This is a genomic window from Buchnera aphidicola (Mindarus japonicus) (assembly GCF_039393905.1).
In the GTDB taxonomy this organism is placed as follows: domain Bacteria; phylum Pseudomonadota; class Gammaproteobacteria; order Enterobacterales; family Enterobacteriaceae; genus Buchnera_A; species Buchnera_A aphidicola_B.
This window is the reverse complement of sequence record NZ_CP135030.1, coordinates 509,088-523,756: the sequence shown is the minus strand read 5'-3', so window position 1 is coordinate 523,756 and position 14,669 is coordinate 509,088. Positions and strand designations below refer to the sequence as shown.

Annotated in this window: 12 protein-coding genes and 1 tRNA gene; 7 read left to right on the top strand and 6 right to left on the bottom strand. The window is 21.5% G+C overall.

Annotation, left to right across the window (positions count from 1 at the left end; genetic code table 11):
- The first annotated feature begins 30 nt into the window (after positions 1-30).
- Positions 31-1,317: an MFS transporter gene (locus tag RJT65_RS02485; protein WP_343152726.1), complete on the top strand. Its 1,287-nt coding sequence runs from the start codon at positions 31-33 to the stop codon at positions 1,315-1,317.
- Between the two features lie 103 nt (positions 1,318-1,420).
- On the opposite strand, the gene RJT65_RS02480 is transcribed toward RJT65_RS02485, so the two are convergent.
- A complete protein-coding gene (locus RJT65_RS02480) occupies positions 1,421-2,167 on the bottom strand; it encodes a class I SAM-dependent methyltransferase (RefSeq protein WP_343152724.1) in 747 nt (248 codons plus the stop codon).
- A 232-nt stretch (positions 2,168-2,399) separates the two neighbouring features.
- On the opposite strand from RJT65_RS02480, the gene RJT65_RS02475 reads away from it, so the two are divergent.
- Positions 2,400-3,209 carry a hypothetical protein gene (locus RJT65_RS02475; protein ID WP_343152722.1) on the top strand — a complete coding sequence of 270 codons (810 nt, stop codon included), beginning with the start codon at positions 2,400-2,402 and terminating at the stop codon, positions 3,207-3,209.
- A 133-nt stretch (positions 3,210-3,342) separates the two neighbouring features.
- On the top strand, positions 3,343-4,320 hold the full coding sequence (epmA, locus tag RJT65_RS02470; protein WP_343152721.1) for an elongation factor P--(R)-beta-lysine ligase: 978 nt from the start codon (positions 3,343-3,345) through the stop codon (positions 4,318-4,320).
- Between the two features lie 29 nt (positions 4,321-4,349).
- Here the strand turns inward: epmA and RJT65_RS02465 are convergent, their stop codons facing one another.
- The 3 genes from RJT65_RS02465 to hslV all read right to left on the bottom strand — a co-directional run bounded on the left by RJT65_RS02465 (position 4,350) and on the right by hslV (position 7,234).
- Positions 4,350-5,093 (bottom strand): FAD-binding oxidoreductase, encoded by a 744-nt coding sequence (locus RJT65_RS02465; protein ID WP_343152720.1) that lies wholly within the window; start codon positions 5,091-5,093, stop codon positions 4,350-4,352.
- 267 nt (positions 5,094-5,360) lie between these two features.
- On the bottom strand, positions 5,361-6,692 hold the full coding sequence (gene hslU / locus RJT65_RS02460) for an HslU--HslV peptidase ATPase subunit (RefSeq protein ID WP_343152719.1): 1,332 nt from the start codon (positions 6,690-6,692) through the stop codon (positions 5,361-5,363).
- Positions 6,680-7,234: an ATP-dependent protease subunit HslV gene (gene hslV, locus RJT65_RS02455; RefSeq protein ID WP_343152718.1), complete on the bottom strand. Its 555-nt coding sequence runs from the start codon at positions 7,232-7,234 to the stop codon at positions 6,680-6,682. Before hslV ends, hslU begins: the two co-directional genes overlap by 13 nt.
- 276 nt (positions 7,235-7,510) lie before the next feature.
- On the opposite strand from hslV, the gene rpmE reads away from it, so the two are divergent.
- Entirely contained in the window at positions 7,511-7,720 is a 210-nt protein-coding gene (rpmE, locus tag RJT65_RS02450) for a 50S ribosomal protein L31 (RefSeq protein ID WP_343152717.1), read from the top strand.
- Positions 7,721-8,484: 764 nt separating this feature from the next.
- Here rpmE and RJT65_RS02445 read toward each other — a convergent pair.
- Positions 8,485-8,559, bottom strand: a tRNA-Gly gene (locus tag RJT65_RS02445).
- Between the two features lie 102 nt (positions 8,560-8,661).
- Positions 8,662-9,210, bottom strand: a complete 549-nt coding sequence (gene orn / locus RJT65_RS02440; protein ID WP_343152715.1) for an oligoribonuclease — start codon at positions 9,208-9,210, stop codon at positions 8,662-8,664.
- 209 nt (positions 9,211-9,419) lie between these two features.
- Here orn and pgi point away from each other — a divergent pair, with 209 nt between their 5' ends.
- The 3 genes from pgi to miaA all read left to right on the top strand — a co-directional run bounded on the left by pgi (position 9,420) and on the right by miaA (position 14,622).
- Positions 9,420-11,060: a glucose-6-phosphate isomerase gene (pgi, locus tag RJT65_RS02435; RefSeq protein ID WP_343152713.1), complete on the top strand. Its 1,641-nt coding sequence runs from the start codon at positions 9,420-9,422 to the stop codon at positions 11,058-11,060.
- Positions 11,061-11,936: 876 nt separating this feature from the next.
- Complete coding sequence (mutL, locus tag RJT65_RS02430) at positions 11,937-13,682, top strand: DNA mismatch repair endonuclease MutL (protein WP_343152711.1); 1,746 nt, start codon at positions 11,937-11,939, stop codon at positions 13,680-13,682.
- A complete protein-coding gene (gene miaA / locus RJT65_RS02425) occupies positions 13,666-14,622 on the top strand; it encodes a tRNA (adenosine(37)-N6)-dimethylallyltransferase MiaA (RefSeq protein WP_343152709.1) in 957 nt (318 codons plus the stop codon). The genes mutL and miaA overlap by 17 nt, the downstream gene beginning before the upstream one ends.
- Positions 14,623-14,669 lie beyond the last annotated feature (47 nt).

Below are 14,669 nucleotides of genomic sequence, written 5' to 3'. Positions count from 1 at the left end.
ATATATTATAATTTAATTTAGGAGTTAATTTTGTTTAATTTAATTAAAAATAAAAAAAAATTAGATTTTAAATCAACATTAAAAAAAAATAAGATAATTAATTTCTCAAAAAAAAATTTATTTGTATCAAAAAAAGAACTAGTAAGAAAAAATACTACAGATTTTATAAAAATTTCTTTATCTTTTTTTTTTGCTGGATTTTCTACATTTTCTATTTTGTATTGTGTACAACCTATTTTACCAATTTTTTCTAAAGAATTTAACCTAACACCATCACAAAGTAGTTTATCTCTTTCTGCTACTACAATAACAATGGCAATTGGAATGCTATTTACTGGATCTTTTTCAGATTTTTTTGGAAGAAAAAAAGTTATGACAATTTCATTATTAATATCGGCTGTATTAACTATTTTATGTTCCATGGTAAATAATTGGAATGAAATAATTATTATGCGACTATTAATAGGATTAGCTTTAAGTGGTGTTACAGCAGTAGGGATGAGTTACCTTAGTGAGGAAATTCATTCCAATGACTTATCTTTTTCCATAGGATTGTATATCGGTGGAAATACTTTTGGAGGGTTTATAGGAAGATTTTTAAGTGCTATTATAGGAAGTTATTTTTCTTGGAAAGTAGTTTTTTTAACTATTGGAATTTTTTCTTTCTTTTCAACAACAATTTTTCTTTTAATGTTACCGAAATCAAAAAATTTTAAATCGATTTCATTAAATTATATTTCTTTTGTAAATAGTTTTTTATTTCATTTAAAAGATAGAGCTTTAATAATTTTGTTTATAATTGGATTTATTTTAATGGGAAGTTTTATAACATTATTTAATTATATAGGTTATCGATTAATGATATCTCCTTTTTTTTTAGATCCTAATTTGATTAGTTTACTTTCAATAGTTTATTTAACTGGAGTTTATACTTCTCCAAAAGCAGGTGCATTAATAAAGCATTATAACCGAAGTACAATACTAATTTTTTCTTTTTTTATTATGTTGATAGGTTTAACTATTACTCAATTAAATAATTACTTTAGTATTTTTTTGGGATTAACGTTATTTTCAGGAGGTTTTTTTTCTGCTCATTCAATAGCAAGTAGTTCTATAGGATATCGTGTGAAAAAAGCTAAAGGACAAGCATCATCGATGTATCTCATTAGTTATTACTTTGGTGCTAGTATTTTAGGAACAATAGGAGGTTTATTTTGGTTATTTGGAAGTTGGATAGGAGTTTCTATATTTGTTTTAAATTTATTACTTATAGGTATATTTTTATCTTTAAAGTTACAAAAAATGTTAAAATTATAAAAATAAGATTTTAAAAACAAGACTACTATAAAACATTTATGAATAAATTTTAAAAAAAATAAATTTTAAAAGGTGAATTTATTTGTAAAAGTTTTTTTAAATTTTAAAGTATTTTTTTATTAGGAAAATAAATATCGAATCGATATTTATTAGTGATTATAGAATTAACAATTTTTTCAGAAAAAAAAGGTGGTAAAGAACGAGGTCGTTTAATAACAATTCTATGTTTTGCATAACAAAATGAAAAGCTTAATAAATCTATAGCATCTGAATCATTTCCAACAAATAATTTTAACAAATTAATTTCTTTCTTAGATAAAGCTTTTTTTTTTATAGCAAACATAGGATCTAAATAAATCACATCCGGTTGTTGAAGTAAAATATTTTTCATTTTAAAGCTAGAACTATAAGAAAGAAATAATCTTTTTTTTAACCATGAATTGATTTTTAAATCATTGTATCCTCTTTCTAACCCGTCGAATAGTAATAAAGCAACTATTGGATTTCTTTCAAACATATGAACCTTACATCCCAATTTAGAAAGTATAAAAGCATCTTTTCCTAATCCAGCAGTAGCATCTAATACAAAAGGAAAATAATTTTTTTTAATTCCTATTGCTTTTGCAATAGCTTCATTTTTTTTAGTAGCTAACTTAGCTCTATAAGAAATACTATTTTTAGTAAAGTCTACCCATACAGTTCCCAAATTAGTAAGGTATCGATGTTTCAGTTCTATTCTTGAAGGATTAATGATCAATTTGATTACGGATTTAGGATTATGTTGTAAATTCCATTTTTCTTTTATAAATTTTAAATGTTTTTCACTAGAGTGATTTTGTATATAAACCATATATTTAAATATTTTAAATAAATTTATTTTTTTAGATAAATTAGTTTTATTTATAACATAATTTTTTTTTTTCTCCTAATAAAAATCAAGAAAAACATTCTTTTTAAGAAACATTTTAAGTAAAATATAAAAATTGAAAATTATTTAAAATATCTGTTATTGATATCTTGACTAAAAAAAAAAATGCGAGTAAAAGAGAATTAATCGAAAGTAAAGAAAGGATGTAAAAACTATGTCATCTATAATGGTTATTAATAAAACAAACCTTTTCGATATTAATCAAAGTAAAAATATCAAGTCTGCTTCAGATAAAAAAATTGTAAATTCCGAATTAAAATTTTCTAAAGCAATTAATGAAGTACGACAAGATAAATTTAGTAATTCTACTATAAGTAATGTTAATGGAATAACATATTTCCCGAAAAATACAAATATTTTTTCTCAAAGATTTGGTTTTATTATTGATGAAAAAGATCAGTTTGATGTAACAAATATGAAAGATGAAGATATAAATAATCCTATTTGGCAAAGCTTATCTAAAGAAATTCCGTCAAAAAAAGATCCTTTTCCTAGTCATCCATTTCAAAAATCATTTATTCATTTAAAGAATACGACTCAATTAAATAATAATTTTGTAAAAAATCTTGATAAAAATGTATCTATAACTGTAGATGGAAAAGAAGTTAACGGTAAATCTCCTGAAGAACTGTTAAATAATCTTAAAAAGAAAGTACCTAATCTTTCAGATAGACAATTGATATCTAGTTATGTACAACCCTCTATTTTTAAGAAATCTCTTGATGATTTACAGACTTTAGAATCAGATTTTTCTAAATTTTTACCTACTTCTAGTAAGTTGAGTTACAAATTGAATAGAATTGGAAATGGAAAGTATACTTTATTAGCTACAAGTATATCACAAGTAAAATTAAAAGATTCTGAAATGTCTGACAAAAATTATACTTCTTATGGAGTTCGTGCATTTTTAACAATCTCTCCATATGAAAATCCAACAATAAAATATTTGTTCTTTATGAAATAAATATTTTTTAGTTAAATATAATTTAATTGTAATAAGTACATGCAGAACATAATAAAAATTATGTTCTGCACATTTTAGGTTGTAATTCTTTTGTAAAAAATTGTTAATATAAACGAGTATTTATTTATTAATTATGAATAAAAGTAATCGATGGCTTCCAAATACTTCAATTGAGATTTTAATTAAAAGATCATTAATCATTTCTAAAATTAGAAATTTTTTTTTAAAATTTTCTGTTTTAGAAGTCGAAACACCGATCTTAAATAAGTATCCTGTTACTGATGCTAGCCTTTCTCAATTTATGACTACTTATACTTCACCTAACAAAGAAAAAAAATGTAATTTATGGTTAAGTACCAGTCCAGAATATTATATGAAAAGATTATTGGCAGCTGGAAGCGGGCCTATTTATCAAATTAGTCACAGTTTTAGAAATGGAGAGAAAGGAGATTTTCATAATCCTGAATTTACAATTCTTGAATGGTATCGACCGGGATATCTTATGCATGATTTAATTCTAGAAGTTGTAGAATTATTAAAACTAGTTCTTAAATGCAAGAAAGTAGAAATTATTTCTTATCAAAATATATTTTTAAAATATTTTAAAATAGATCCACTTTCTGCTTCTATAAAAATATTAAAAAATATAGCTAAAAAGTTAGGAATTTCAAATTTAATTACTTTAACAAAAAATGTTAATAATTTATTGGAAATATTATTTATGAAAGAAATAGAACCAAGAATAGGAAAAAAATATCCGATATGTATTTATCATTTTCCTCGAAACCAAGCAGCTTTATCAGCTATTAATGTTAATGATAATAGAATAGCTGATAGATTTGAATTTTTCTTTAAAGGAATAGAATTAGGAAATGGTTTTTATGAATTAACAGATGCTAAAGAACAAAAAAAAAGATTTGTAATGGATAATAGAAAAAGGAAAGAACTAGGTTTGCCAGAGTGTATTTTAGATGTAGATTTTTTAGACTCTTTAGAAAAAGGAACGTTTCCTAAATGTTCAGGAATGGCTATAGGAATTGATAGATTAGTTATGTTAGCATTAAAACATAAAAAAATTCATGACGTTACTTCATTCGATTTTAATGAATGATTTTTTTATTGAATTCTATTTAAGTTGAATTACCAATAATTTTCTGAGGTAATTTCTCCAGGTTTTCTCCTTAGATGTTTATTCATATTTCTTGTTTTTTGAAGTAAAGAAATGCTTTCTTTTACCATTCCTGGATTTCCACATAACATTACATGAGATGTTTTTTTTTCTAGATTTAAACCTATTTTTTTTTCTATGGATTTATTTTCTATTAATTGAGGTATTCTACCAAAAATTGAATTCTTGTTTTTTTCTCTACTAGTAATTGAAATAAAATGAAATCTATCTTTATATTTTTTTTTAATATTATCAATTAATGGTAAATAATTTAAATCTTCATAATATCGAACAGCATGAATTAAAACAATTTTTTTAAATTGCAAAACTTCTTTTTTATTTTGTAAAATAGAGAGATAAGGACCAATTGCTGTTCCAGTAGAAAACATCCATAAAATTTCTTTATTAGGAATTTCTCTAGTAGTAAAAAATCCAAAAGATTCTTTTGAAATGTTAATTTCTTCATTAACTTTTAAATTATACAAAAAAGGAGTAATTTTTCCTTTTGGTACTAAAACAATATAGAATTCTATATTCGTATTATTTGGTGAGTTTACATAAGAATATGCGCGTTGAACTTTATTATTTCGATTTAAAAGTAGTTTAGTATATTGTCCAGGTATGAATGGACATATAGGAGCGTTTAATATTAAGCTAAATAAATTATGATTCCATTTTTTTATTTTTAAAACTTTTGCTTTAATCCATGTGGTCATTTTATTTACCTAACGTAGTATAAAAATACTTTTTTTATATTTTTTTAAAAAATATATATTTTTAATATTTGTATTTTTAATTATAACATAAAATTTAATATTTTTATTATATAAAAAAATTTTAGTGAACAAAATAATTAGATAATAATTTTTATTAAAAACAATTTAAAAAATCCATCTTAATTGAACAAAAAAGATGGATTTATATAAAAAAATAAAATTTTATTTTTTAAATAAATTAATTAGTAAGAATTAATTTTTTATCTTTTATAAAATAAATCTACTAAGATCTTCATTACCTATCAGTTTGTCTAAATATTTACTAACATAATTAACATCAATGATAATTGATTCTCCATTTTTTTCATTAGCAAAAAAAGAAATTTCTTCCATTAAGCGTTCCATAACAGTATGTAATCTACGAGCTCCAATATTTTCCATAGATTCATTTACTTTCCATGCAGCTTCAGCTATTTTTTTAATTCCTTCTTTAGTAAAAGTTATATTTACACCTTCTGTTTTCATCAAAGCAATATATTGCATAGTAATTGATGCTTTAGGCTTTGTTAAAATACTTTCAAAATCATTGATAGTTAAAGCATTTAGTTCTACTCGAATAGGTAAACGCCCTTGTAATTCAGGTATAAGATCCGAAGGGGTGCAGGTTTGAAAAGCTCCAGAAGCTATAAATAAAATATGATCTGTTTTTACCATTCCATATTTAGTTGAAACTGTACATCCTTCAATAAGAGGTAATAAGTCTCTTTGCACTCCTTCTCTAGAAATATCCAATCCAGAAGCATTGCTTCGTTTGCAAATTTTATCTATTTCGTCGATAAAAACTATTCCATTTTGTTCAACTGAACTAATAGCTTCTTTTTTAATTTCTTCTGGATTCACTAATTTTGTAGCTTCTTCTTCTGTTAATAATTTAAGGGCATCTTTAATTTTTAATTTTTTTGCGCTTATTTTTTTTCCGCTAATATTATGAAAGAGAGATTGTAATTGACTGGTTAACTCTTCCATTCCAGGGGGTGCCATAATTTCTACCCCAATAGGATTGTTTGAAATATTAATTTCTATTTCTTTATCATCTAATTTTCCTTCTCTAAGTCTTTTTCTGAAAAGTTCAATAGTGCCAGTAGGTCTAAGAGTATCTCCTGGTTTTTCCCAGTTGCTCTTTGGTGTTGGTACTAATACTTCTAAAATTCTTTCTTCAGCTCTTTCTTTTACTTTATGTTTATTAATTTCAATAACTTTTGTTTTGATTAATTTAATTGCTGTATCAGTTAAGTCTCGGATGATAGAATCGACTTCTTTTCCAACATACCCTACTTCAGTAAATTTTGTTGCCTCTACTTTTATGAAAGGAGCGTTAGCTAATTTAGCTAGTCTTCTAGCAATTTCAGTTTTTCCTACACCGGTAGGTCCTATCATTAAAATATTTTTAGGAGTAATTTCATGACGTAATTCATCATTTAGCTGCATTCTTCTCCATCGATTTCGAAGAGCAATAGCAACTGCTCGTTTTGCTTTTTTTTGTCCAATAATAAATTTATTTAATTCTAGAACAATATCTAGGGGAGTCATTTCTGACATATAGAGGATCCTACTTTTTTTGAATATAAAGTTTTTATAGTGAAAGTATGATTAGTATATATACATATATTAGCAGCGATATTTAACGATTTTTTAACAATTTCTTTTGCGTCAAGGTCAGTATTTTCTATTAAGGCTTTAGCTGCTGCTTGAGCATAAGGGCCTCCAGAACCAATTGCAATTAAATCATCTTCAGGTTGGATAACGTCTCCATTGCCACTAATAATTAATGAACATTCTTCATTTGCAACTGCAAGTAATGCTTCTAATTTTCTTAAAATTCGATCTGTTCTCCAATCTTTAGCAAGTTCTATTGCTGCTCTTTGTAGTTGCCCTTGGTACATGGATAATTTTTTTTCAAATAATTCAAATAAAGTAAAAGCATCTGCTGTACTTCCAGCAAATCCGGCAATTATTTTTTCTTTATAAAGGCTTCTTACTTTTTTGACATTACTTTTCATAATAGTATTACCTAATGTCGCTTGCCCATCTCCACCGATAACAACTTGATTTTTAACTCTAATACTTAATATTGTAGTCACAGATTAGTCCTTTATAAAAAATAAAATTTTTTATTTAAAAAAAAATATTTTTTATTTTTAGTAAATAAAACATAGAATACAGTTTCTTTATCAAAAAAAATCTTATTTTTTAGCTTATTTTTTTTAGAATATAAAAATATTAAATATTTTTTATAGAATAAATTTTAAAAATTAAATTTTTTATTTAAAAATTATTTATTAAAAATAGTTTGCTAGAAAAAAAAAAATTATTCATAATAATTACATACAAATTTTATTTTAGCGCATAATTCTAACATGAAAAAGAAAATTCATCCTAACTATCATCAAATACAAGCTGTATGTTCATGCAATAAAATTCATATTTTTTTTTCGACAATAAAAAATAATATTCAATTAGATATATGTTCAGAATGTCATCCATTTTATACTGGAAAACAAAGAACAATTAATACTGGTGGTCGAATTGAAAAATTTAAAAAAAGGTTTAGTTTCACAAAAAATTAAAAAATATTTTTTTTAAATAATTTTTTTTAAGAAAAAATTTTTAATTATTATACTGGCATAAAAAAATAATTTTTTAGTAAATAAAAACAATTAAAAACATTTTTTTTATGAAATTTCCAAATTTTTTTTATAAAAATAATTTTCTTTTAAATATTCTAAATTTAGATAAGTTATTTTTTTTTACTTTAATCAATATATTTTAAAAATTATAAAATTATAGTAATGAAAATAATTAAAAATTAGTATTTTAAATATTTTTTTATCTTTAGGATTTAAAAAAAAGAAAATAAAAACTATTATTTAATATATATTTTTTATTTTTACTAAATAGAAAATACATTTTTTTATAGTTAATAGTTTTAATTAATAGTTAAATTTATATAAAAAGTTAATATATATATTATATTTTATAAAAAATAGTTAAATTATTTTTTTTATAAAAATTTATACTTTTAAAAGTTTTATTATTTTTAATAATTTCCGGGTGATGTTCTATGTAATTTATTAATTGATATAATTATTAATTATAGTAATTCACTCGGAAAATTTTTAAAAAGCATATATTTTTTACATGTGAATAACCAAATAAAAAAATTTTTTGATTTAATTAAAAATTATTTCTTTAAATAAGAAATTTAAGTAAAAATATAGAATAAATAAGATTTTTTATTTATACGAAAGGTATAAAAAATTATAGCTGCTTTTTAATTAAATTTTTAATTAATTAATATGAAAAAATAAATAAAATTTAATTTTTAAGATTTTGGAGCGGGAAACGAGGTTTGAACTCGCGACCCCAACCTTGGCAAGGTTGTGCTCTACCACTGAGCTATTCCCGCATATTTAGGTATATAAAATATTTCTACTTATTTTAGATGGTTTAATTTTTTAAAATCAAGATAATCATAATTTTTTTTTCTAAAAAAAGCAATCTAATTTATTTAGATTTGAATAAAATTTTTTCGATAATAATTTAGTTCGTTAATCGATAAATAAATATCCTGTAAGGCCATATGTTTTTTCTCTATTTTTTTTTTATTAAAAAATATAGTTGGTTTCCATCGAATGGCTAATTCTTTAATAGTGCTAACATCTATGGATCTATAATGAAAAAATTTTTCTAATTTTGGCATATATTCATATAAAAATCTTCGATCTTGACCAATACTATTTCCACAAATTGGGGATGTATTTTTAGGAACCCATTGTTTTAAAAATTTTATTGTTTCTTCTTCTGCTTTTTCTTCATTAAAACAACTTTTTTTAATACGATCAATTAATCCATTATCAGTATGAACACGTTTATTCCAATTGTTCATTAAAGATATTTCTTTTTCAGGTTGATAAATGGGTATTACAGGACCTTCTGATAAAATTTTTAAATTTTTATCAGTTATTAAAGTTGCGATTTCTATAATTTTATTTTTTTTTGGATTTAAACCTGTCATTTCTAAGTCAATCCAAATTAAATGAGAGTTATTTATTTTCATTTTCTAAAATAAAAAATTTTTCTATAAAATAACATTTTTTTAAAAAAATTTAAATCATTTTATTCTTAATAATATATATTTATTTTTTGTTTATTTTTTTTTTTTAAATGTTAATATTTTTAAAAACAAAGTTTTTGGTTATTAATTTAATTCTAATTTAAAAATTAATAATTTTAAATAAAAAATAATTATAAGAGTAAATGAAATATATGAAAAATATTAATCCGACCGAAACAAAATCTTGGAAAAAGTTACAGGAACATTTTAAAGATATGAAAAAAGTTCATATTAAGGAATTATTTTTTGATGATAAAAATCGATTTAACAATTTTTCTACTATTTTTAATAATAAAATGGTTGTTGATTTTTCAAAAAATTTAATTACTAATTATACAATAAAATTATTATTAAATTTGGCAAAAGAAACTTTTGTAAGTAATGCAATTGAAGAAATGTTTTCAGGAAAAATAATAAATTTAACAGAAAATAGAGCAGTGCTTCATACAGCTTTAAGAAATCGTTCTAGTAAACCTATCTATATTAATCAAAAAAATATTATGTTGGAAATAAATAAAAATTTAGAAAAAATGAAAATATTTTCGAAAAAAGTTATTTCTGGAGAATGGAAAGGTTATACAGGAAAAATTATTACTGATATTGTAAATATTGGTATCGGAGGATCTCATTTAGGTCCGGAAATGGTTACAGAAGCATTAAAACCATATAAAAACAAATTAAATATTCATTTTATATCCAATATAGATGGTACTCATGTTACTGAAGTTTTTAAAAAAATTAATTTAGAACAAACTTTGTTCATAATTTCTTCTAAAACATTTCTTACTCAAGAAACTATGACGAATGCAAATACTATAAAAAAATGGTTTATGACTAGTACACCAAAAAAAATTAATTTTCAAAAACATTTCATTGCAGTGTCTATGAATATCAAATTAGCAGTTGATTTTGGTATTCATAAAAATAATATTTTTCCAGTTTGGAGTTGGGTCGGAGGAAGGTATTCATTATGGTCTTCGGTGGGTTTACCTATTATGCTATCTATTGGGTATAAAAATTTTGTAAATTTATTAAAAGGTGCTTATGACATGGATCAACATTTTTTAAAAACAAAATTTAATAAAAATATTCCAGTATTATTAGCACTTATAGGAATTTGGTATAATAATTTTTTTAAATCAGAAACAGAAGCTATTTTTCCTTATGATCAATATATGCATAAATTTTCATTATATTTTCAACAAGGAAATATGGAGTCTAATGGAAAATCTATAGATAGAAATAAAAAACTTGTAAAATGGAAAACCGGACCTATTGTATGGGGAGAATCAGGTACAAATGGACAACATTCTTTTTATCAATTAATACATCAAGGAACTAGACTTATTCCTTGTGATTTTATTATTCCTGCAATAAGTCATAATTCTATAAATGATCATCATATAAAATTAATATCTCATTTTTTGGGCCAAACATATGCTTTAGCTTTTGGCGATGATAGTAACAATTTTTCAAAAAAAGGGACAAATCTAAATGATTCCTTTCATATATTTAAAAATTGTGTAGGAAACAAACCAACAAATTCTATTTTAATAAAAAAAATTACCCCTTCTACTTTGGGTAGTTTAATTGCTTTATATGAACATAAGATATTTGTTCAAGGAATTATATTAAACATTTTTAGTTTTGATCAATGGGGGGTTGAATTAGGAAAGGATTCTTCAAAAAAAATATTACAACAATTATTAGATATAAAAAGAAAAAATTCTTTTGATTCTTCAACATCGGGACTAATTAAATTTTATGAATTTTTTAAAAAAAGTAATAAATAAAAATTTATTTATTTGATGTAAATATATTTATTAATTTATCAATTCATTAAAAAGATAATTTAATTTTTTTGAATGAAAAAATATTTTATAAATTCATTTATATATTTTAAATAAAAAATATTTTGATTTATTTAAATAAAAAACTTTTAGTAAAAAAATTGTTATTTTTTTAAAAAAAATATATTTATTTGATATTTAAAACATTAAATTAAAACTATAATCATATAATATGAATATATAAACATATAATCTATATAAGTCTAATCAAATAAAATTAATATGATATTATTTAAAATAACATATATTAATTAATAATTTTCTACACGAATTTTTTTATAATAAAAACAAAAAAAATATTATAAAAATTAACATAAAAATATTTATTTAATTAACTTGCAGTAAAAAAATAGTTATATTTTATCAATGTTTTATAAATACGTTAAATTTATTTATTTTATAAAATTTCTTAATGAAATTTCTAAATAAAAATTCATAAAAAATAATTATTGTTTTAAAAAGATTAAATAATAAATTATTTATATAATAATGTTGAATTAATTTAATTTTTTTAATTGATTTATAGTAAGAAAATTTTTTTAAAATTTATTAAATTTATTTTTATTTTTTAAAATTAAAAAATTTAATTTTAACTATTAAATAAAAATATTTTTATTTGATTAATAAATTTTTTTTATTTATATAAATTTTACTTTGTAAAAAAAATATTTTTTTTAAATTTTTTTTGTAGAAAGAATAAAAAGATTTAGAATATAAGTTCATAACAAAAAAAATAAAAATAATTATCTTATAAAAAGTTAGATTTAAATAGCAGATTATCCATATTAATTTTAATTTAAATTGATAGAGTTTTTTCATATGTTCATTCGAAAATTGTCTTCAAAAGTAATAAATCAAATAGCAGTAGGAGAAATAATAAGAGGACCTGCTTCTATAGTCAAAGAATTGTTAGAAAACAGTTTAGACGCAAAAGCAGATCGAATTTATATCGAAATAAAAAAAGGCGGAATTAGTTCGATTTGTGTAAATGATAATGGTTATGGAATTAATAAAAAAGAGTTAATTAATTCCATTTCTTCATATTCAACTAGTAAAATTATTTCTATAAATGACTTACATAACGTGAATACTTTTGGATTTAGAGGAGAAGCTTTATTTAACATATCTTTAGTATCTCGATTAGAATTAATATCTAAAACTAGTATTCAAAAAGAAGGTTGGAAAATATATTTAGATGCAAATAAAAAAAGTAGTTTTTTTATGAAACCTATAGCACATTTAATAGGTACGACTATAAGCATATTTGATCTTTTTTATAATTTCCCCATTCGAAGAAACTTTATAAAAAAAGAAAAAGTAGAATTTTCAAAAATTGTTAAAATAGTAAAACTCATAGCTTTATCTCAAAGTAATACTACTTTTATTTTAAAACATAATAAAAAATTAATAAAAGAATATTTGGTTAATAATAAAAAAAATATAATAGAAGAAAGGGTAAAATCTGTTCTAGGGGAAAAATTTTTTAAAACTTTACTAAAAATTGAATTTAGAGATAAAAAAAATAAATTGTTTGGCTGGATTCAAAATCCAATATATAAAAATATAAATTACGATACGAAAAATCGATATTTATACGTTAATAAACGTTTTGTAGATTCTCGAAAAATTACTTTTTTACTAAAAGAGATTATTAAAAGAATTACAGGACATAATTATATAAATATATCGTATGTGTTGTATTTACAGATACCTTTTAATTTAGTAGATGTAAATTACCACCCAACTAAAAATGAAGTTTTATTTAATAATTCATTTAAAATTTATAATTTTTTTTATAATGCAATAGTTTCTTTTTTTAAAAAACAAAAAAATAGTTTTCTTTCTTTTTTAAATTTAAATAAAAAAAAGAAAACTAAAGAAAAATTTTTATGTAAAGAAAATCTTAAGAATAAAAAAAATATAGGTAATAAAAAATTTGCTAATTATAAAAATTTTTGTTTGTTTAATTTTCAAAAAGAAAAGTTTAAAAAAAAGATAAATTTTTCTTTTGGAAAAATAATAGCATTTATCAAAAATTATTATGTTCTTATTGAAAAAAATGAAAAGTTTTTTTTAATTTCTTTGCCTAATATTCAATCAATAATTCTTAAAAAAAAAATAAATCATGGAAATTTTTATGATTTTAAGAAATTATATTTAATATCTCCTAAAAAAATATTTTTTCTTATAAAAATAAAAAATTTAATTATAGATTATAAAAATTTATTATTTAAACTAGGATTTACTTATTCAGTACATTTGAATTTTATTCAGGTACAATCTGTTCCTAAATTATTGCAAGAGAGTAATTTGTTAAATTTAATAATTAGTTTTTTCTTATTTTTAGAAAATAAAAAAAATATTACAGATATTAAAGTAATTAATTATTTTATATGGTTAATACAATTAGAAGTTAAAAATTGGGGAAAAGAAAAAATGTATAGAATTTTGCAAGAAATAGAAAAGTATAATTTAATAATTTCAAATGTTTCATCTAAAAAGTTTTTACAAAGTATCAATATAAATACAGCTATGTCTATTTTTGAAAATGAAAAAAAACATTAGTTTTCTAAAAAAACCTATATTAATTTTTTTAATGGGTCCAACTTGTTCAGGAAAAACTAAATTGGCTATTGATTTATCAAGACATTTTCCAATGGAAATCATTAGTGTAGATTCCGGATTAATTTATAAAGAAATAAATATCGGAACAGCAAAACCAACTATAAAAGAATTATCTCAGGTTCCACATCACTTAATAAATATAAAAGATCCTAATGAATATTATTCAGCTGGAGAATTTAGACGCGACGCTTTAAAAAAAATAAAAGAAATTTTAGAAGTAGGGAAAGTTCCTGTTTTAGTTGGAGGAACAATGCTATATTTTAATGTGTTAAATAAAGGCATAGCAGTTTTACCTTCAGCAAATAATGAAGTAAGAAATTTTTTATTAAAAAAAACAAAACGTTTTGGTTACAAATATTTACATAACTTTTTAAAATTAGTAGATCCTGATTTATCTTTTCGTTTGCATCCAAATGATATACAAAGAATATTAAGAGGATTAGAAGTTTTTTTATTAACAGGGAGAAAAATTTCTGAATTACAAAAATCTACTATTTCTAATTTCCCATATGAAGTTATACAGTTTTCTATTTTTTTTTCTAAAAAAAAAGAATTAAAACAAAGAATTAAACTTCGTTTAAATCATATGATGGAATTAGGGTTTGAGAATGAAGTTAGAAATTTATTTTTAAGAAAAAATTTAAATATAAATTCTCCAGCTATTCGACGTATAGGATACTATCAAATGTGGAGTTATATAGAAGGAAAAATTACGTATAAAGATATGATAGAAAAGATAATGTTTGCAACATATCAATTAGCAAAACATCAGATTACTTGGTTAAAAAAATGGAAAAATTTACATTGGATTGATAATTTTGATCAAAATTTATCAATTAATAAAATTTTAGATGTTTTTCATATTAAAAATTTTTTTTAATAAAAATTATTTTTTTTTTGATAAATAAATTTAATATTAATTAATTT

Excerpts from the sequence above, each read along its gene's own strand:
- RJT65_RS02480 (WP_343152724.1), bottom strand. The coding sequence starts at position 2,167 with ATGGTTTATATACAAAATCACTCTAGTGAAAAACATTTAAAATTTATA.
- RJT65_RS02475 (WP_343152722.1), top strand. The coding sequence starts at position 2,400 with ATGTCATCTATAATGGTTATTAATAAAACAAACCTTTTCGATATTAAT.
- epmA (WP_343152721.1), top strand. The coding sequence starts at position 3,343 with ATGAATAAAAGTAATCGATGGCTTCCAAATACTTCAATTGAGATTTTA.
- RJT65_RS02465 (WP_343152720.1), bottom strand. The coding sequence starts at position 5,093 with ATGACCACATGGATTAAAGCAAAAGTTTTAAAAATAAAAAAATGGAAT.
- hslU (WP_343152719.1), bottom strand. The coding sequence starts at position 6,692 with ATGTCAGAAATGACTCCCCTAGATATTGTTCTAGAATTAAATAAATTT.
- rpmE (WP_343152717.1), top strand. The coding sequence starts at position 7,511 with ATGAAAAAGAAAATTCATCCTAACTATCATCAAATACAAGCTGTATGT.
- orn (WP_343152715.1), bottom strand. The coding sequence starts at position 9,210 with ATGAAAATAAATAACTCTCATTTAATTTGGATTGACTTAGAAATGACA.
- pgi (WP_343152713.1), top strand. The coding sequence starts at position 9,420 with ATGAAAAATATTAATCCGACCGAAACAAAATCTTGGAAAAAGTTACAG.
- mutL (WP_343152711.1), top strand. The coding sequence starts at position 11,937 with ATGTTCATTCGAAAATTGTCTTCAAAAGTAATAAATCAAATAGCAGTA.
- miaA (WP_343152709.1), top strand. The coding sequence starts at position 13,666 with ATGAAAAAAAACATTAGTTTTCTAAAAAAACCTATATTAATTTTTTTA.